Genomic DNA, 17,217 nt, shown 5'->3' with positions numbered 1-17,217 from the left:
GATGAGCGAAGTGGGGGAGACGATGATGCGGACACTGCCGTACGGGGCCTGGCCCTCGGCCATCGACGCGGCGCTCGCCGCCGCGCACGACGGACAGCCCGAGGCGGTGGACTTCGTGGGCGAGGAGGCGTGGTGGACCGAGCCGCGCCCGGCCGAGGGCGGACGCCGCACGCTCGTGCGCTGCACGGCGGACGGCACGCAGGAGTCGGTGCTCCCCCCTCCGTGGAACGTGCGCAGCCGGGTCATGGAGTACGGCGGCCGGCCCTGGGCCGGGGCATCGGGTCCCGGCGGGCCACTGGTGGTGTTCGTGAACTTCGCGGACCAGCGGCTGTACGCGTACGAGCCCGCGGCAGACGGTGCCGGGCCGCGCCCGCTCAGCCCCCTGTCACCGGTGGGCGGCGGACTGCGCTGGGTCGACCCGCAGCTGCATCCGGAACGCGCTGAAGTCTGGTGCGTCCTCGAGGAGTTCACCGGCGACGGGCCGACGGACGTGCGGCGGGTGGCCGTCGCGGTGCCGCTGGACGGTTCGGCGGCACAGGACCGGGACGCCGTGCGTGAACTCACCGACGCGCACCACCGTTTTGTCACCGGGCCCCGGCTCTCGCCGGACGGCCGGCGCGCGGCCTGGCTGGCCTGGGACCATCCGCGCATGCCGTGGGACGGCACCGAGCTGATCGTCGCCGAGGTGGCCGGCGACGGGACCCTGCACAAGCCGCACACCGTCGCCGGCGGTCCCGAGGAGTCGATCGCCCAGGTCGAGTGGGCGCCCGACGGCTCCCTGCTGTACGCGAGTGACCGCACCGGCTGGTGGAATCTGTACCGCGACGGCGAGCCGCTGTGCCCCCGCGAGGAGGAGTTCGCCGGCCCGTTGTGGAAGGTCGGGCAACGCTGGTTCGCCCCGCTGGAGAACGGGCAGATCGCCGTCGTGCACGGCCGCGGTGCCGGCCGGCTGGGCATCCTCGACCCGGAGAGCGGCGAGGTGGTCGACGCGGCCGGGCCGTGGACCGAGTTCGCCGCCACGCTCGCCGTGCACGGCAGCCGCGTCGTCGCCGTCGGTGCCGGTCCGCGCAGCTTCCCCGAGGTCGTCGAGCTGGACCTGCTCCCGCAGGACCGGACGGACGCGCGTCCCGGCACCCCCGCCGGTCCTCCCCGGGTCATCGGCGCGGCCCACGAGGACCCGGTGGATCCCGCCCACTACCCGGAACCGCAGATCCGCACCTTCACCGGCCCCGGCGGCCGCGAGATCCACGCCCACATCTATCCGCCCCACCACCCCGGCCACATCGCGCCCGCCGACGAACTGCCGCCGTACGTGGTGTGGGCACACGGCGGTCCGACCGGTCGCGCGTCACTCGTCCTCGATCTGGAGATCGCCTACTTCACCTCGCGCGGCATCGGCGTCGCCGAGGTCAACTACGGCGGCTCCACCGGATACGGCCGGGAGTACCGCAACCGCCTGCGCGAACAGTGGGGCGTCGTCGACGTCGAGGACTGCGCGGCCGTCGCGCTCGCCCTCGCCGACGAGGGCACCGCGGACCGTGACCGGCTCGCCGTGCGCGGTGGCAGCGCGGGCGGCTGGACCACGGCCGTGTCGCTGACGACGACGGACGTCTACGCCTGCGGCACGATCATCTACCCCGTCCTCGACCTGGTGAACTGGGGCAGCGGGGGGACCCACGACTTCGAGTCGCGGTATCTGGACTCGCTCGTCGGGCCGTACGAGGAGGTACCCGCCCGCTACGCCGAACGGTCGCCGCTCGAGCACGCCGACGGGATCACCGCTCCGTTCCTGCTGCTTCAGGGGCTGGACGACGCCATCTGCCCGCCCGTGCAGTGCGAGCGGTTCCTGGACCGGCTCGCGGGGCGTTCCGTCCCGCACGCCTACATCGCCTTCGAGGGCGAGGGGCACGGCTTCCGGCGAGCCGAGACCATGGTGCGCGCCCTGGAGGCCGAGCTGTCGCTGTACGCACAGGTCTTCGGGCTGAACCCACCCGGCATTCCCCATCTGGAGCTCACCACGTGACCCCCCTCGTACGGCCGCCCAGACTCGCCCCCGGTGCCCGCGTGGCCGTCGTCGCACCGAGCGGGCCCGTGCGCGAGGAGCGGCTCGCCGCCGGGCTGGACATCCTGCGCGCCTGGGAACTGGACCCCGTCGTGGCACCGCACGTCCTCGACCGGCACCCCGACTTCCCCTATCTCGCGGGCACGGACGCCGGCCGGGCCGCCGACTTCCAGGCCGCATGGTGCGATCCGGACGTGTCCGCGGTGCTGTGCGCCCGCGGCGGGTACGGGGCGCAGCGCATGGTCGAGCTGCTCGACTGGGACGCGCTGCGGGCCGCCGGCCCCAAGGTGCTGGTCGGCTTCAGCGACATCACCGCGCTGCACGAGGCGTGCGCGACCCGGCTCGGCCTGGTGACCCTGCACGGGCCGATGGCGTCCGCCGTCGACTTCATCAAGAACACACGGGCGCAGGACCACCTGCGCGCGACGCTGTTCGAGCCGGAAAGCGTGCGGACCATCGTGTCGCCGGGCTCCGCGCTTGTGCCCGGCCGCGCCCGCGGCGTCACCCTGGGCGGCTGTCTGAGCATGCTCGCCTCCGAACTGGGAACCCCCGACGCCCGGTCCGGGGCCCGGGGCGGGCTGCTGCTGATCGAGGACGTGGGTGAGGAGGCGTACCGGATCGACCGGATCCTCACCCAGTTGCTGCGCTCCGGCTGGCTGGACGGGGTCGCCGGGATCGCACTCGGGTCGTGGGAGCGCTGCGGGCCGTACGAACTGCTGCGCGCGGTACTGGTGGATCGGCTCGGCGGACTCGGGGTGCCGGTCGTGGAGGAGTTCGGATTCGGTCATGGCGAGGGAGCGCTGACGATTCCGTTCGGCGTCGGCGCCGAGCTGGACGCGGAGGCGGGGACGCTGACCCTGGACGTGCCGGCCCTGGTGTAGCAAGGGCGCGACCGAAGCGCGCCCCCGCAGCGGTCACCCGTCCGGACCCACCGGCCGGGCGCCGCCGTCGGCCCCGGTCGTACGGCCTCGAAGGTCTTCGCCGGGGCCGGGCCGGGCCTGCCGTGCCGTGTACCGGGGCCCGCCGCGGCCGACCCCGCTTCGCGTAGGGTGTCGAGGTGCCTGACACCCCTGCATACCTTGCCGAAGGTCCCCGCGTGGGCATACGCCACTTCGCCCAGGAGGACGCTGCCGAGTTCACCGCCCGGGCCCGGGAGAGCAAGGACCACCACCATCCGTGGCTGTTCCTGCCGACCAGCGCTCAGGCGTACGCCGCGTACGCGGGGAGGCTGATCGAGGACCCGACGAGGGCGGGGTTCCTGGTCTGCGAGAAGGACAACGGGAGCCTCGCCGGGTTCATCAACATCAACAACATCGTCGAAGGCGGCTTCCTGAGCGGGGCCCTCGGGTACGGCGCCTTCGCGCACGCCGCCGGACGGGGGCTGATGACGGAGGCCCTGGATCTCGTGGTGGGCCACGCCTTGGGAGCCATGGGGCTGCATCGACTCGAGATCAACGTCCAGCCCGGCAACGCCGCCTCGATCGCCCTGGCCCGGCGCAGCGGGTTCCGCCTCGAGGGCTTCTCACCCGACATGCTCTACATCGACGGGGCGTGGCGGGACCACGAACGCTGGGCGATCACGGCCGAGACGGTCGCTTCCCGGCGTTCGGCGCGCGACGCCGGATGACTTCCCCGCGCCCTGCGGGCGCCGTTGTGTCCGCCTTTGCGGAATCCTGACCGGCAGGGCCTCTGGCCGGCTCGCCGGAGGGCGGGTTCCATGGAGATCGTGACGACGATACGACGGGACGTTATGACGCTGCCCGCCGCGGTACTGGGACCGGACAACCCACTGCCCCCGCTGCGGCCGCTCGACGAGGTGCACCGCATCGAGGACCGCGACAGGGAGGACCTGCCGCGCGACATGGCCCGGCAGATCGGCTGGGAGCCGCTGCACAGTCTGCTGCCCGTGCGTGTGAGGGACGGTTACGGCAGATCGCGCGCACCCGGGGACATCGACACCGTCGTGATCGAGAACGACCGGCTGCGCGCCACCGTACTGCCCGGTCTCGGCGGCCGGATCGCCTCGCTGTTCCACAAGCCGACGGGTCGTGAGCTCCTCTACCGCAACCCGGTGTTCCAGCCCGCCTGCTTCGCGCTCAACGGTGCCTGGTTCTCCGGTGGCGTCGAGTGGAACATCGGTGCCACGGGCCACACCACCCTTTCCTGCTCTCCTCTGCACGCGGCCCGTGTCACCGCGCCCGACGGCGGGGAGATGCTGCGCCTGTGGGAGTGGGAGCGCCTGCGCGACCTGCCGTTCCAGGTGGACCTCTGGCTGCCGGAGGGCTCCGACTTCCTGTACGTCGGCGTCCGGATCCGCAATCCGCACGAGAGGCCGGCACCGACCTACTGGTGGTCCAACATCGCCGTGCCCGAGGAGTGCCGGGTGCTCGCGCCCGCCGAGGAGGCCTATCGCTTCGGCTACGAACGCCGGCTGCACCGGGTGCCGGTGCCGACGTACGACGGTGCCGACCGCACCTATCCCGTGAACGGCACCCATCCCGCCGACTACTTCTACGAGGTGCCCGACGGGCGGCGCCGCTGGATCGCCGCGCTCGACGAGGACGGGCGCGGACTGGTGCAGACGTCGACCGATCTGCTGCGCGGCAGAAAGCTCTTCGTGTGGGGCACGGGCGCCGGTGGGCGCCGCTGGCAGACGTGGCTCACCGAACCGGGCACCGGCGGCTACTGCGAGATCCAGGCCGGGCTCGCCCGCACCCAGTTGGAGCATGTACGGCTGGAGCCCGAGAGCGAGGTGTCGTGGCTGGAGGCGTACGGACCGCTCGAGGCGGAGCGGGAGGGGGAGTGGGCCACCGTGGTGCGCGGAGCCGAGGCCCGGCTCGACGCGGCCCTGCCGCGTCCGGTGGTCGACGCCGCGTACGAGGCGTGGCGGCCGTACGCGGACGCGGACCCCGGCGAGTCGCTCGCTGTCGGCTCCGGCTGGGGTGCGCTCGAACTGCTGCGGTCCGGCGGCAAACTGCCGGGCACGCCGTTCGAGGAGACGACGCTCGGCGAAGCGCAGGCGCCGTGGCGGGAGTTGCTGCTCACCGGGTCCCTTCCCGAGCCGCGGCGGGTGGCGCCGCCCGGGGAGACACTGGTGGCACCGCACTGGCGGGACATGCTGGAGACCGCGCCGGCCCGGCCGCTGACGGAGTATCACCTCGGTGTGGCCCAGTGGCATGCGGGTGACCGGGCCCAGGCGGTGCGCAGTTGGGAACGTGCCCTTGAACTCGCACCGTCCCTGTGGCCGTTGCTGCGCTGCCTGGCCGTCGCCGACCAGGAGGCCGGGAATCCGGAACGCGCGGCCGACCGGTATGCCGAAGCCTTCGACGACCTGTGCCGGGAGCGCCGCGACCACGGTGAGAGCTGGACGGCCGCCACGGCGGCGCTCGGCCGTGAGGCGCTGGAGACACTGCTGGCCGTGCACCGCGTGGCCGACGCGCGCGCGGTGTGGAACCGCCTGCATCCCACGACGCGTGAACGCGGGCGGTTCCGGCTGATCGGGGCCCGGCTGCTGCTCGCGGAGGGCGACCGGGCGGGCGCCCGGTCCGTCTTCGACGCCGGGTTCGAGGTCGAGGACCTCCGGGAGGGCGCCGAGACCATCGGTGAGCTGTGGGCCGAGCTCACCGACGAGCCGCTGCCCGCCCGGTACGACTTCCGGATGCGTCCCGGCGACCCCGGAGCCGCAGGCCCGCGGTGACGTGTGGCGCCGCCGGCCGTCAGTCGGCCGGCCGGCGGTCCGCGTACTCGTACACCGAACCGTCCGGGTGCACGGCGATCAGGTTGCGGCCGACGGGTGTGGCCACCGGCCCCGCCAGGACGCGGGCGCCCGAGCCGGTCAGGACCCGGTGCGCCTCGTCGACGTCCTCCACCGCGATCGTCGCCGAGACCTTGCGCAGGATCTCGAGCTCGGACTCGGGTCCGCTCATCAGCAGGAAGCAGCCGACCGCCGCCACCGAGACTCCGCCACGCTCGAAACGGAGGGCGGGACCGCCCGCCAGTCTCTCGTAGAACGGGACCGAAGCCTCCAGGTCGTCGACGCAGATCCGCAGCGTGGCTCCCAGAATCTCCATGTGCACGAGCCTAGTTGGGGCCGGGCACGGAGGAGATCGTTTCGGACGGATCGCGGGCTTCCCGGTCGCCGGGCACGGATGGTGCGAGGGCGGGTGCGCGGCGTTACCCGGTGCCGGGTCCGGGTACCCGGCGGCCATGAACCGATTGGATCATCTGGAACATCTGGACAAGGACCTGGTCGACGAGCTGGCGCAGGTGGCCCGTGAGGCCGTACGCGACGAACTGCGCGAGCAGACGCGCAAGCAGCGCCGTACGGCCGCGCTGTACGCCGCCTCCGGCGCCGTCGGCCTGTACGCGGGTGCCGCGCTGGCACTCGCCCTCGGCCTGGTGCTCGCGCTGGGTCTGCCGGGCTGGGCCGCAGCGCTGATCATGGCGGCGGTGCTGGGTGTCGCGGCCTGTCTGCTGCGTGAGGTGGCCCGTTCCGGCAGCGGCCATGGCGCGATGGCCTCGCCGGGCGACGGCGCGGGCATCGGCGGTCCGGCGCCCTCGGCGCCGCCGAGCGGGCACGGGATGCCCTACCCGCCGGCCCCGCCCACCGCGCCCGGCGTTCCGGGCGTGGGTGCCTCCGAGCCGGGAACCGGAGGCCCCGGACCGGATCCCGAGGCGCCGCACCACCGGGCCCGGTGAACGACGGCCGCAGCCCGGTCGGACGCCCTGCCGGTCATCGCGGGGCGCCCATGACCGGCCGACGGGCGGCCCGGACCACGCCGCCCCCCGCCGCCGGCGACCGGGGCGCCTGCGGGGCGGTCCCGGTCACCCGGGGCGCGAGGGGGCTCTGACCCCGGACCGGGTGCCCCGGCGCTCCGGTCGCCGGGGTCCGCGGAGGCCGGAACCGGCCCGGCCGGGCCGCCCTCGCCGGTCAACCGATCCACGGGACCGGATGGCGCACCCGCGAGGAAGCAGCCCCACGGAAGACAGCCGAACCCCGTCCCGGGTCCTTCGCGCGGGCATCGCGCCGGTACCCGGGCCGGACCATGACGGCGACGGGTGCGAATCGCCCGTTCCACGGCGTTTGGGCGCCCGGACCAGGGGGACGCGGAAGGTCTCGCAAGGGCGGCATCCGTGCGCCCGCCAGCCATACGCAGACGATGTACGCCCGACCACGCCGGAGGCGAATCGTGAGTCGACCCCGCATCCTTGTCGTCGGTGCCGGATTCGCCGGCTACCGGACGGCCCGCACCCTGGCGCGGCTGACCCGGGACAAGGCCGACATCACCCTGCTCAACCCGACCGACTACTTTCTGTATCTCCCGCTGCTGCCCCAGGTCGCCGCGGGCATCCTGGAACCCCGGCGCGTCGCGGTCTCCCTCTCGGGCACCCTGCGGCGTGTGCGGCTGGTGCTGGGAGAGGCCGACGGCATCGATCTCGACGCGCGCACCGTGCACTACACCGGCCCCGAGGGCCAGGTCGGCACACTCGGCTACGACCGGCTGGTGCTGGCCGTCGGCAGCGTCAACAAGCTGCTGCCCATCCCGGGCGTCTCCGAGCATGCGCACGGCTTCCGCGGACTGCCCGAAGCGCTGTATCTGCGGGACCATGTGACCCGCCAGATCGAACTGGCCGCGGCGGCGGAGGATCCCGAGAGCTGCTCCGCCCGCTGCACCTTCGTGGTGGTCGGCGCCGGCTACACCGGGACCGAGGTCGCCGCGCAGGGCCGGCTGCTCACCGACGCGCTCGTGCGCGAGCAACCGCTGCGCCACGGCATGAGGCCGCGCTGGCTGCTGCTGGACGTCGCGCCGCGTGTACTGCCGGAGCTGGACGAACGGCTCTCCCGCACCGCGGACGGTGTGCTGCGTCGGCGCGGCGTCGACGTGCGGATGGGCACCTCCGTGAAGGAGGCGACGCACGACGGAGTCCTGCTGACCGACGGGGAGTTCGTCGCGACCCGCACGCTGGTGTGGTGCGTCGGCGTACGCCCCGATCCACTCGTCGAGAGCATCGACCGCCCTCTGGAGCGCGGACGGCTGCTCGTCGATCCGTATCTCCAGGTACCGGGTCATCCCGAGGTGTTCGCCTGCGGGGACGCCGCCGCCGTGCCCGACCTGGAGAAGCCGGGCCAGTACACCCCGATGACCGCGCAGCACGCCTGGCGGCAGGGCAAGGTCTGCGCCCACAACGTCGCCGCGTCCCTCGGGATCGGTTCCCGGCGGGTGTACCGCCACCGGGACCTGGGCTTCGTCGTGGACCTCGGCGGGGTGCAGGCGGCCGCCAACCCCCTGGGCATCCCGATGTCCGGACTGCTCGCCGGGGCCGTCGCCCGCGGATACCACCTCGCCGCCATGCCCGGAAACCGGGTCCGGGTCGCCGCCGACTGGCTCCTGGAAGCGCTACTGCCCCGCCAGGGGGTCCAGTTGGGGCTGGTCCGCTCCTGGTCCGTGCCACTGGAGTCGTCCTCGCCCGAACTTGCCCGTGTTCCCGGAGGCCCCGACCTTCCCCACGGGACGAAGGAGAACTCATGAACACCCGTCAGCTCCACGAACTGGCCCAGCAGTTGCGTGTCGACAGCGTCCGCGCCGCCGCCGCGGCCGAATCCGGACACCCCACCTCGTCGATGTCCGCCGCGGACCTGATGGCCGTACTGCTGGCGAACCACCTGCGCTACGACTTCGAGCGCCCCGCCCACCCCGCCAACGATCGGTTCGTCCTCTCCAAGGGGCACGCCTCCCCGCTCCTGTACGCCGCGTACAAGGCGGCGGGAGCCATCAACGAGACCGAACTGCTGACCTTCCGCAAACTCGGCAGCCGTCTGGAGGGGCACCCCACCCCCCGCCGGCTGCCATGGGTGGAGACGGCGACCGGCTCGCTCGGCCAGGGGCTGCCCGTCGGAGTCGGCATCGCCCTGGCCGGCAAGCGGCTCGACCACACCGGGTACCGGGTCTGGGTGCTGTGCGGTGACAGCGAACTGGCCGAGGGCTCCATCTGGGAGGCCGCGGAGCACGCCGGGTACGAGCATCTGGACAACCTGATCGTGATCGCCGACATCAACCGGCTGGGCCAGCGCGGACCCACCCGCCACGGCCACGACCTGGACGCCTACGCGCGCCGGTTCAAGGCCTTCGGCTGGCACACCGTGGAGGTCGACGGGCACGACGTCGACGCCGTGGAGCGCGCCTTCGCCGAGGCCGAGTCCACCACGGGACAGCCCACCGTGGTCCTCGCCCGCACCCTCAAGGGCAAGGGCGTCGCCGCCGTCCAGGACCGGGAGGGTATGCACGGCAAGCCCCTGCCGGACGCCGACGAGGCGATCACCGAGCTCGGCGGCGTACGGGACCTGCGTGTCGAGGTGCAGTCGCCGCCCGCGGCCAGGATGCTGCACGCCGTGCAGGGCGGGCATCTCGACCTGCCGCGCTACGACATCGGCGACGCGGTACCCACCCGCGACGCCTACGGCCAGGCGCTCGCCGCGCTCGGTCATGCCCGCGGCGACGTCGTCGCCATCGACGGCGAGGTCGGCGACTCCACGCGCGCCGAGTTCTTCCACAAGGAGCATCCCGAGCGGTATTTCGAGTGCTACATCGCCGAACAGCTGATGGTCGGGGTCGCGGTGGGCATGGCAGCGCGCGGCTGGGTGCCCTACGCCTCGACGTTCGCCGCCTTTTTCACCCGTGCCCACGACTTCATCCGCATGGCCTCGATCAGCGGCGCCGGCATCAACCTCGTCGGTTCGCACGCGGGCTGTTCGATCGGCGAGGACGGTCCCTCCCAGATGGGCCTCGAGGATCTCGCCATGATGCGTTCGGTGTACGACTCGACCGTGCTGTACCCGTGCGACGCCAACCAGACCGCGCGGCTGGTCGCCGCGACGGCCGGTCTGGAGGGCGTCCGGTATCTGCGCACGTCGCGTGGCAAGACGCCGGTCATCTACGGCCCCACCGAGGAGTTCCCGATCGGCGGCAGCAAGGTGTTGCGCGCCTCGGCGGAGGACCGGCTGACCCTCGTGGCGGCCGGTGTCACCCTCCACGAGGCGCTGAAGGCGGCCGACGCCCTCGCCGAGCAGGGCATCGGAGTGCGGGTGATCGACCTGTACTCGGTCAAGCCCGTCGACCGCGCCACCCTGCGCGAGGCCGCAGAGCGCACCGGCTGCCTGCTCACCGTCGAGGACCACCGCGAGGAGGGCGGCCTCGGCGACGCGGTCCTGGACGCCTTCACGGACGGGCGCCCCGTGCCCCGTCTGGTGCGGCTCGCCGTCCGTACGATGCCGGGCTCGGCGACCCCCGCCGAGCAGTTGCACGCCGCCGGCATCGACGCCGAGTCGATCGCGGCCGCGGCCCGGCTGCTGGTGGAGGAAGCCGTCGTGCGGTGACCGGATAGGAGCACGATGACCAGCGCGCGGACCATGCGCGTGGGCCGCCGTACGGTGGAGGTCCACCGGCCGGACAAGGTGCTGTTCCCGGGCGACGGTGACGCCAAGGAGTACACGAAGGCCGACCTCGTCGCCTATTACCGCTCGGTGGCCCGTTTCATGCTGCCCCGGCTGCGGGGCCGGCCCTTGATGCTGGAGCGGCATCCGGACGGTCTCGCGGGCCCCCGGTTCATGCAGAAGAACACCCCGGAGCACTACCCGGACTGGATCCACCGCGTGGAGGTGGACAAGGAGGGCGGCACCGTCTGCCACACGGTCTGCGACGACTCGGCCACCCTTGTGTACCTCGCCGACCAGGCGTGTATGACCCTGCACCGATGGCTCTCCCGCGCCGACCGGCCGCGCCGGCCCGACCGGATCGTCTTCGACCTCGATCCCGCGGACGACGATTTTGATCAAGTGCGCTGTGCCGCACGGCTGGTGGGTGAACTCCTCGGGGAACTCCGGCTGCCGTCGGGTCTGATGACCACAGGATCACGCGGGCTGCATGTCGTCGTCCCGATCAGCGGTCACCACGACGTGGACGACATACGGGAGTTCGCAGCGGACATCGCCGAGACCCTCGCCGAGGCACACCCCGAGCTGCTGACCACCGCCGCCCGCAAGAAGGACCGCGGGGACCGGCTCTACCTCGACGTGCAGCGCAACGCCTACGCACAGACCGCCGTCGCCCCCTACAGCGTGCGGGCCCTGCCGGGCGCTCCCGTCGCCACACCCTTGTCCTGGGGCCAGTTGGACGATCCGGAGCTGCACGCCCGTCGTTGGACCGTCGCCGACGCGTTGGACCAGGCGCGTACCGAGCCCTGGGCGGGGCTGAGGCCCCGTGCCCCGGAACCCGCGCGCAGGCGACTGGCGGCGCTGCGCTGACGACACGGCGGATTCGAGACATCACTGTGGGTGAGTGCGTGTGACCGCCCTCGGCGCCCCTGAGGGCGGTCACGGGCGAGGTCGCATTCTCCCGTCCGAATAGCGGCTCCGCATGTTTGTGGAGAACACAGTGGGCACTCGGCTTACGAGGTCGCCATGTCAAATACATCAAGTGCATCGAATTCACAGGATTCGCCCAAGAAGTCCGGGGACGGCGCGGGAAAGGGCCGGCTGAAGCCGATGGAGGTGCTGCGCCAGGGCCGCGACGAGTTCGCGGAGCTGACCGGCATGACCCCCGAATCCGTGTCGTCCTTCGAGCGTACGGAGGGCGGCTGGCAGCTGCACATAGAGGTCCTGGAACTCGCCCGGGTCCCCGACACGATGAGTCTGCTCGCGAGCTACGAGGTGGAGCTCACCGCCGAGGGTGAGCTCGCCGGCTATCGGCGCGTTCGCCGTTACGAACGGGGCAGGGCCGACGCACATCGGCCGGGCGGTCAGCAGTAGACCGCCGTCCGGCCCGCATTCCCGAACACCACACGGACAAGGAGGATCGGTTGGTATGACGGTTGTCCCGGCACAGACCGGCGGAGGTGGCGGCTCCAGTGGGCTGTACGACGTCCTGGAGCTCGTCCTCGACCGAGGACTCGTCATCGACGCGTTCGTCCGCGTCTCCCTCGTCGGCATCGAGATTCTGAAGATCGACGTGCGGGTCGTGGTCGCGAGCGTCGACACCTATCTGCGCTTCGCCGAAGCCTGCAACCGGCTCGACCTCGAGGCGGGTCCGCGCAAGGCCCCCGGACTCCCGGACCTGGTCGGCGAGATCACCGAGTCGGGCGCGCGGGGCAAGTCGAAGGGCGCCCTGTCAGGAGCCGCGGAAACGATCTCCGGCGCCTTCAAGCAGGCCCGTGAAGAGGGCCAGGGCGAGGACAGGCCGCGGCCGCGCAGGAGCACGTCCGCCCGGAAGAGGGAGGAGCAGGAGTGAGCACATACGTCTACGGCATCGCCGCGAGTTCGCACCCCTCGCTCCCCGAAGACATGGGCGGCGTGGGCGACCCGCCGTGCCCGATCCGGATCCTGAGGGAAGGCGAGCTGGCGGCGATCGTCAGTGACTGCCCGGAAGGACTACGGCCCAAGCGCAGGGATCTGCTCGCCCACCAGAGCGTTCTCAGCGAGTCGGGCGGCGGCGGTTCGGTGCTGCCCATGCGCTTCGGCAGCGTCGCCCCGGACGACAGCGCCGTCACCGAGGTGCTCGCCGAGCGCGCCGAGCACTACCGGGAGCGGCTGACCGCCCTGGCCGGCAGGGTCGAGTACAACGTCAAGGCCAGCCACGACCAGGAGGCGGTGCTCCAGCGGGTGGTGGCCGGGAACCCGGAGCTGCGCGCCTTGATCGAAGCCGGACGGCAGCCGGGCGGCAGCAGCTACGACGACCGGCTGCGGCTCGGTGAGATGGCCGCCGGAGCGGTGCAGAACCTCGAGGAGGAGGACGCCGCGGAGCTGAGGAACCTGCTGGAGTCGACGGCCGAGGCCGTCAGTGCGGGTCCCGAGTCCACTGGTTGGCTGGCCAATCTCTCCTTGCTGGTGTCCAGGGACTCGGCCGAGGAGTTCGTGGGCGCCGTGGAGGAGATCCGCAAGAGCCACCCGCATCTCGAGCTGCGGGTCAACGGGCCGTTGCCGCCGTACAGCTTCGTCGAGCCGGGCCCTGCCGAGCCCGCGGCGAGCACGACGAGCACGGCCACGCGCGAGGAGTGAGTCATGGGACTGCTCACCGAGGCCCTGCTGCTGCCGTTCGCACCGGCGCGCGGCAGCCTCTGGGTGATCAGACAGGTGATCGCCGAGGCCGAGCGACAGTACTACGACCCGGCGACGGTCCGGGCCGAACTCGCCCTTCTCGAGCGTCGGCTCGAGGAGGGCGAGATCACAGAGGAGGAGTTCGACCGCGAGGAGGACGCACTCCTCGACCGGCTGGAGGTCGGTATGGGTCGTACATCGGGAACTGGCGACGGGACGACATGATGAATCGAACCGCACTGGGCCTCGCCATAGGGGCGGGATACGTCCTCGGGCGTACCAAGAAGATGAAACTGGCATTCGCCGTGGCCTCACTGGTCGCCGGAAAACGTATGCAGCTGAGCCCCCGGGCGGTCGCCGATCTGCTCAATCAGCAGCTGCTCAACAATCCGCAGTTCAAGGAGATCGGCGACCAGCTGCGCCAGGATCTGCGCGGGGTGGGCAAGGCCGCCTCCGGCGCACTCGTGGAACGGCAGATGGAGGGCATCGCCGACCGGTTGCACGACCGCACCTCGCAGGTGCGGGACGAACTGTCCGGAGTGGTGCCGGAGAAGCCCGACCTGCCCGGCCTCGGGGACGAGGACGAGAAGGACCGGGCGGAGGACGAGTCAGGGGAGTCCGGGGAGCGCGCGGAAAGGGACGCCCCGTCACGCGCCGAGCCGGAGAAGAAGGCCGCCGACAGGCAGAGGCCTGCGAAGAAGGCGCCCGCCAAGCAGGCGCCGGGTTCCAAGGCGGCCGCCAAGAAGGCCCCTGGCAAGAAGGCCCCCGCGAAGAAGACCGCGGCGGCGAAGGGCGGCGCGCGGAGCGCCACTCGCGGGTCGCGTGGTGAAGGGAGGCGATGACGATGTCCGACACAGCGGGTTCCGCGGCGGACAGGGCGAACGGCGGACTGTCCAAGGTCGCCCAGAGCGAGGCGTTCGACCGCCTCAAGCAGGAGATGCAGAGCTATCTGGCCGCGCAGGCCGAGCGGATGCTCGTGGGCGTGGGCCGCAAACTGGGTTCGACGACCGTCAAGCTGAACGACATCGCCGAGGGCAACAGCCCCGGCTTCGCCAAGCTCGCCCTGGAAGGCGGGCGCAAGCTCGCCGAGGGCAAGGGCCCGCTGCGCGCCGTCCTGGAGACGGGCGCCGGACAGGCGAAGGAGAAGCTGGGCGAGGCCTTCAAGAGCCTCACCGGAGGCAAGAGCAAGCGCAAGCGCGGCGGGGGCAACAAGCCCACGGTGATCATCGAGTCCATCGACGTCGGCGTACCCGTGCGGACCGCGTACGACCAGTGGACCCAGTACCAGGACTTCAGCACCTTCGCCAAGGGCGTCAAGAGCGCCAACCGCGCCGACGACACCACCTCCGACTGGCAGGCCAAGGTCCTCTGGTCGAGCCGCAGCTGGAAGGCGCACACGATCGAGCAGGTGCCCGACTACCGCATCCAGTGGAGTTCGGAGGGTGCCAAGGGCTCCACCAAGGGCGTCATCACCTTCCACTCCCTCGGCGACAACCTCACGCGACTGCTGCTGGTGATGGAGTACTACCCCAGTGGGTTCTTCGAGAAGACCGGCAACATCTGGCGGGCCCAGGGCCGCCGGGCGCGTCTCGACTTCAAGCACTTCGCGCGCTTCATCACCCTCAAGGGAGAGGCGGAGGACGGCTGGCGCGGCGAGATCCGCGACGGTGAGGTCGTCCGCACCCATGAGGACGCGGTCGCCGAGGAGGAGCGCGAGAAGGAAGAGGGCGCGGAGGGCGAGGGCGCCGAGGAAGAGGGCGCCGAGGACGAGTACGAGGACTACGAGGACGAGGAAGGCGCCGAGGAGGAGCCCGAGGGCGAGTACGACGAGGAGGCCGAGGAGGAGTACGAGGACGAGGAGGAGCCGGAGGAGGAGTACGAGGGCGAGGAGGAGCCGGAGGAGGAGTACGAGGAAGAGGGGGACGAACGTGAGGCCGAGCCGTCGGCCGCCGGGAGCAGGCGATGACGACGCCCCGCCGGCTTCCCGATCCCTACGGGGGGCCCAGCAGCGGCGCCAACCTCGCCGACATCCTTGAACGGGTCCTCGACAAGGGCATAGTGATCGCCGGAGACATCCGGATCAACCTGCTCGACATCGAACTCCTCACCGTCAAGCTCCGGTTGATCGTCGCCTCCGTCGACAAGGCGAAGGAGATGGGCATCGACTGGTGGGAGTCCGACCCCGCCCTGTCCTCCCGGGCCCGGCGCGACGAACTCACGCGGGAGAACACCGAGTTGCGGGCCCGTCTCGAACGCATCGAGGCCGACCGGGAGGCGGCGGAGCTCGAAGCCGCCCCGCGACAGGCACCGCGACGCAGGAAGAAGGAGTCACCGTGACGGCGCTGCGGTACGTCTATGCCGTCTGCCGCCCCCTCAGCGCGCCCCTGCAGGCCCAGCTGACGGGGGTGGCCGGCATTCCCGCACGGCAGTTGGAGCACCACGGCCTCATCGCGGTTCTCAGTCTCGTCCCCGAGGAGGACTTCGCGGAGGAGCCGCTCAAGGAGCATCTGGAGGACCTGGAGTGGCTCACCGCCACGGCCCGCGCCCACCAGAACGTAGTCGACGCGCTCACGGGCGTCACCACCCCACTGCCCCTGCGGCTCGGCACGGTGTTCCGTGACGACAGCGGCGTCCGCGTGATGCTCGAGGAGCGCGAGGAGGATTTCCGGCGCGCCTTGGACCGGCTCGAAGGCCGGGTGGAGTGGGGCGTGAAGGTGTACGTCGAGCAGGAGGAGGAGAAGGAGGCCGTGGAGGAACGCCCTGCGGCGAGGCCGGCCTCCGGACGAGACTATCTGCGGCAGCGTCGTATGCGTACCGCCGCACACGAGGAGCGGGGGCAGAAGGCCGAGGAATTCGCGGCCCGGCTGCACGAGGCGCTCTCCGGGTACGCGGAGGACACCCGGTTGCACGCCCCGCAGAACGCGACGCTCTCGGGGGCCTCCGGACGCAATGTGCTCAACGCCTCCTATCTCGTGCCGCGATCACGTTCCGAGGAGTTCGTTGAGCTGGTGGACCGTGCCGAGGACGACACCCCGGGGGTCCGGGTGGAACTCACCGGTCCCTGGGCGGCCTACTCCTTCACCGGACTGACGCAGGGAGTGGCATGATCGCCGTCGAACACCGCGAGATCGCCCTGGTCGACCTGCTCGACCGGTTGCTCGCGGGCGGGGTCGTCATCACCGGTGACATCACTTTGCGTATCGCGGACGTCGATCTCGTCCGCATCGATCTGAACGCCCTGATCAGCTCGGTGAACGCCCAAGTCCCCTCGCCCTGGCCGGAGGCCGAAGCGCCATGACCGACAGGACGCCCCGCAAGCCACGCAACCGGCTGGACCTGGAGCCCGACACCGTGGAACGGGACCTGGTCAAGCTGGTGCTGACGGTTGTCGAACTGCTCCGCCAGCTGATGGAGCGCCAGGCGGTGCGCCGGTTCGACACCGGAGAGCTGACCGAGGAGCAGGAGGAGCGGATCGGGCTGACGCTGATGCTCCTGGAGGACCGCATGGCCGAACTGCGGGACCGCTACGGGCTGCGGCCCGAGGACCTGAATCTGGACCTCGGGCCGCTCGGCCCCCTGCTGCCGCGTGACTAGGGGTGCATGCGCGCGCCCTTGAGGATCTTGTCGACCGCGTTGCGCGGTCCGTACACAGCCATGCCCACCAGATCGAGCTGGTCCCTGCGGACGGCCCGCACCGCCGCACGGTTGTCCCGGTCGTTGCCCGTACCGAACAGATCCGAGGTGAAGACGGCTGTCTCCAGAGAACGGGACAGGGCACGACCGTGCGCGAGCGACAGCGTCTCCTTCGTCCCCTCGAAGACCAGCACGGGCTGGCGGAACATCGGCAGATACGCGGTGCCGTCGGCGTCGGCGTACGGCTCGCCGATCACCTCGGGCGCCGCCGTGCCGAGCCCGCTCACCACGAAGGCGGTCACATTGAGCCGCTGCCAGGGCTCCAGGTCGTCCCGCAGCAGTACGGCGATCTTCGTGTCGAAGCGGACGGGTGTCTTCTCGGTCGCCTCATCGGTCCGGGCCCCGCCCCCGGCCGCCGTCTGATCCATCGTTC

At 71.7% G+C, this 17,217-nt stretch carries 20 protein-coding genes; 18 read left to right on the top strand and 2 right to left on the bottom strand.

Annotation, left to right across the window (positions count from 1 at the left end):
• Nucleotides 1-25: 25 nt before the first annotated feature.
• The 4 genes from ACSHXN_RS09905 to ACSHXN_RS09890 all read left to right on the top strand — a co-directional run bounded on the left by ACSHXN_RS09905 (nucleotide 26) and on the right by ACSHXN_RS09890 (nucleotide 5,759).
• Nucleotides 26-2,023, top strand: coding sequence for a prolyl oligopeptidase family serine peptidase (locus ACSHXN_RS09905; RefSeq protein ID WP_438306445.1), 1,998 nt, complete (start codon nucleotides 26-28; stop codon nucleotides 2,021-2,023).
• A complete protein-coding gene (locus ACSHXN_RS09900) occupies nucleotides 2,020-2,943 on the top strand; it encodes a S66 peptidase family protein (protein ID WP_438302951.1) in 924 nt (307 codons plus the stop codon). Before ACSHXN_RS09905 ends, ACSHXN_RS09900 begins: the two co-directional genes overlap by 4 nt.
• 176 nt (nucleotides 2,944-3,119) lie before the next feature.
• A complete protein-coding gene (locus ACSHXN_RS09895; RefSeq protein WP_355796382.1) occupies nucleotides 3,120-3,689 on the top strand; it encodes a GNAT family N-acetyltransferase in 570 nt (189 codons plus the stop codon).
• A gap of 90 nt (nucleotides 3,690-3,779) precedes the next feature.
• Complete coding sequence (locus ACSHXN_RS09890; protein ID WP_355128223.1) at nucleotides 3,780-5,759, top strand: DUF5107 domain-containing protein; 1,980 nt, start codon at nucleotides 3,780-3,782, stop codon at nucleotides 5,757-5,759.
• A 19-nt stretch (nucleotides 5,760-5,778) separates the two neighbouring features.
• Here ACSHXN_RS09890 and ACSHXN_RS09885 read toward each other — a convergent pair whose 3' ends face one another.
• Nucleotides 5,779-6,132: a VOC family protein gene (locus ACSHXN_RS09885; protein WP_355128225.1), complete on the bottom strand. Its 354-nt coding sequence runs from the start codon at nucleotides 6,130-6,132 to the stop codon at nucleotides 5,779-5,781.
• Nucleotides 6,133-6,268: 136 nt separating this feature from the next.
• Here ACSHXN_RS09885 and ACSHXN_RS09880 point away from each other — a divergent pair, with 136 nt between their 5' ends.
• The 14 genes from ACSHXN_RS09880 to ACSHXN_RS09815 all read left to right on the top strand — a co-directional run bounded on the left by ACSHXN_RS09880 (nucleotide 6,269) and on the right by ACSHXN_RS09815 (nucleotide 16,745).
• Nucleotides 6,269-6,760, top strand: coding sequence for a phage holin family protein (locus tag ACSHXN_RS09880; protein WP_355128227.1), 492 nt, complete (start codon nucleotides 6,269-6,271; stop codon nucleotides 6,758-6,760).
• A 491-nt stretch (nucleotides 6,761-7,251) separates the two neighbouring features.
• Nucleotides 7,252-8,592, top strand: a complete 1,341-nt coding sequence (locus ACSHXN_RS09875) for an NAD(P)/FAD-dependent oxidoreductase (RefSeq protein WP_355128229.1) — start codon at nucleotides 7,252-7,254, stop codon at nucleotides 8,590-8,592.
• A complete protein-coding gene (locus ACSHXN_RS09870; protein ID WP_355128231.1) occupies nucleotides 8,589-10,436 on the top strand; it encodes a transketolase in 1,848 nt (615 codons plus the stop codon). The genes ACSHXN_RS09875 and ACSHXN_RS09870 overlap by 4 nt, the downstream gene beginning before the upstream one ends.
• Nucleotides 10,437-10,451: 15 nt before the next feature.
• Complete coding sequence (ligD, locus tag ACSHXN_RS09865) at nucleotides 10,452-11,363, top strand: non-homologous end-joining DNA ligase (RefSeq protein WP_438302950.1); 912 nt, start codon at nucleotides 10,452-10,454, stop codon at nucleotides 11,361-11,363.
• A 156-nt stretch (nucleotides 11,364-11,519) separates the two neighbouring features.
• A complete protein-coding gene (locus ACSHXN_RS09860) occupies nucleotides 11,520-11,867 on the top strand; it encodes a gas vesicle protein (protein ID WP_356109319.1) in 348 nt (115 codons plus the stop codon).
• 55 nt (nucleotides 11,868-11,922) lie between these two features.
• On the top strand, nucleotides 11,923-12,345 hold the full coding sequence (locus tag ACSHXN_RS09855) for a gas vesicle structural protein GvpA (protein ID WP_355128237.1): 423 nt from the start codon (nucleotides 11,923-11,925) through the stop codon (nucleotides 12,343-12,345).
• Nucleotides 12,342-13,112 (top strand): GvpL/GvpF family gas vesicle protein, encoded by a 771-nt coding sequence (locus ACSHXN_RS09850; protein WP_383352935.1) that lies wholly within the window; start codon nucleotides 12,342-12,344, stop codon nucleotides 13,110-13,112. Before ACSHXN_RS09855 ends, ACSHXN_RS09850 begins: the two co-directional genes overlap by 4 nt.
• Nucleotides 13,113-13,115: 3 nt before the next feature.
• Entirely contained in the window at nucleotides 13,116-13,376 is a 261-nt protein-coding gene (locus ACSHXN_RS09845) for a gas vesicle protein GvpG (protein ID WP_331264482.1), read from the top strand.
• Complete coding sequence (locus tag ACSHXN_RS09840) at nucleotides 13,376-13,993, top strand: DNA primase (RefSeq protein ID WP_355128455.1); 618 nt, start codon at nucleotides 13,376-13,378, stop codon at nucleotides 13,991-13,993. Before ACSHXN_RS09845 ends, ACSHXN_RS09840 begins: the two co-directional genes overlap by 1 nt.
• Nucleotides 13,994-13,995: 2 nt before the next feature.
• On the top strand, nucleotides 13,996-15,117 hold the full coding sequence (locus tag ACSHXN_RS09835; protein ID WP_355128241.1) for an SRPBCC family protein: 1,122 nt from the start codon (nucleotides 13,996-13,998) through the stop codon (nucleotides 15,115-15,117).
• Nucleotides 15,114-15,488, top strand: coding sequence for a gas vesicle protein (locus ACSHXN_RS09830; protein ID WP_355128243.1), 375 nt, complete (start codon nucleotides 15,114-15,116; stop codon nucleotides 15,486-15,488). Before ACSHXN_RS09835 ends, ACSHXN_RS09830 begins: the two co-directional genes overlap by 4 nt.
• Entirely contained in the window at nucleotides 15,485-16,258 is a 774-nt protein-coding gene (locus ACSHXN_RS09825; protein WP_355128245.1) for a GvpL/GvpF family gas vesicle protein, read from the top strand. The genes ACSHXN_RS09830 and ACSHXN_RS09825 overlap by 4 nt, the downstream gene beginning before the upstream one ends.
• Nucleotides 16,255-16,449 (top strand): gas vesicle protein, encoded by a 195-nt coding sequence (locus ACSHXN_RS09820; RefSeq protein ID WP_059129387.1) that lies wholly within the window; start codon nucleotides 16,255-16,257, stop codon nucleotides 16,447-16,449. Before ACSHXN_RS09825 ends, ACSHXN_RS09820 begins: the two co-directional genes overlap by 4 nt.
• Nucleotides 16,446-16,745: a gas vesicle protein K gene (locus tag ACSHXN_RS09815; RefSeq protein ID WP_355128247.1), complete on the top strand. Its 300-nt coding sequence runs from the start codon at nucleotides 16,446-16,448 to the stop codon at nucleotides 16,743-16,745. The genes ACSHXN_RS09820 and ACSHXN_RS09815 overlap by 4 nt, the downstream gene beginning before the upstream one ends.
• Here ACSHXN_RS09815 and ACSHXN_RS09810 read toward each other — a convergent pair.
• Complete coding sequence (locus ACSHXN_RS09810; protein ID WP_355128457.1) at nucleotides 16,742-17,212, bottom strand: DUF2000 domain-containing protein; 471 nt, start codon at nucleotides 17,210-17,212, stop codon at nucleotides 16,742-16,744. The genes ACSHXN_RS09815 and ACSHXN_RS09810 overlap by 4 nt on opposite strands.
• Nucleotides 17,213-17,217: the final 5 nt, after the last annotated feature.

It is taken from the genome of Streptomyces sp. HUAS TT11 (genome assembly GCF_051553595.1).
GTDB lineage: Bacteria > Actinomycetota > Actinomycetes > Streptomycetales > Streptomycetaceae > Streptomyces.
The sequence above is the reverse complement of the archived record's forward strand: the minus strand, read 5'-3'. Positions and strand labels throughout refer to the sequence as shown.

Coding starts and splice junctions, on each gene's coding strand:
- ACSHXN_RS09885 (WP_355128225.1), bottom strand. CDS start 6,132: ATGGAGATTCTGGGAGCCACGCTGCGGATCTGCGTCGACGACCTGGAG.
- ACSHXN_RS09815 (WP_355128247.1), top strand. CDS start 16,446: ATGACCGACAGGACGCCCCGCAAGCCACGCAACCGGCTGGACCTGGAG.
- ligD (WP_438302950.1), top strand. CDS start 10,452: ATGACCAGCGCGCGGACCATGCGCGTGGGCCGCCGTACGGTGGAGGTC.
- ACSHXN_RS09870 (WP_355128231.1), top strand. CDS start 8,589: ATGAACACCCGTCAGCTCCACGAACTGGCCCAGCAGTTGCGTGTCGAC.
- ACSHXN_RS09905 (WP_438306445.1), top strand. CDS start 26: ATGCGGACACTGCCGTACGGGGCCTGGCCCTCGGCCATCGACGCGGCG.
- ACSHXN_RS09880 (WP_355128227.1), top strand. CDS start 6,269: ATGAACCGATTGGATCATCTGGAACATCTGGACAAGGACCTGGTCGAC.
- ACSHXN_RS09860 (WP_356109319.1), top strand. CDS start 11,520: ATGTCAAATACATCAAGTGCATCGAATTCACAGGATTCGCCCAAGAAG.
- ACSHXN_RS09840 (WP_355128455.1), top strand. CDS start 13,376: ATGAATCGAACCGCACTGGGCCTCGCCATAGGGGCGGGATACGTCCTC.
- ACSHXN_RS09835 (WP_355128241.1), top strand. CDS start 13,996: ATGTCCGACACAGCGGGTTCCGCGGCGGACAGGGCGAACGGCGGACTG.
- ACSHXN_RS09890 (WP_355128223.1), top strand. CDS start 3,780: ATGGAGATCGTGACGACGATACGACGGGACGTTATGACGCTGCCCGCC.
- ACSHXN_RS09845 (WP_331264482.1), top strand. CDS start 13,116: ATGGGACTGCTCACCGAGGCCCTGCTGCTGCCGTTCGCACCGGCGCGC.
- ACSHXN_RS09855 (WP_355128237.1), top strand. CDS start 11,923: ATGACGGTTGTCCCGGCACAGACCGGCGGAGGTGGCGGCTCCAGTGGG.
- ACSHXN_RS09820 (WP_059129387.1), top strand. CDS start 16,255: ATGATCGCCGTCGAACACCGCGAGATCGCCCTGGTCGACCTGCTCGAC.
- ACSHXN_RS09830 (WP_355128243.1), top strand. CDS start 15,114: ATGACGACGCCCCGCCGGCTTCCCGATCCCTACGGGGGGCCCAGCAGC.
- ACSHXN_RS09810 (WP_355128457.1), bottom strand. CDS start 17,212: ATGGATCAGACGGCGGCCGGGGGCGGGGCCCGGACCGATGAGGCGACC.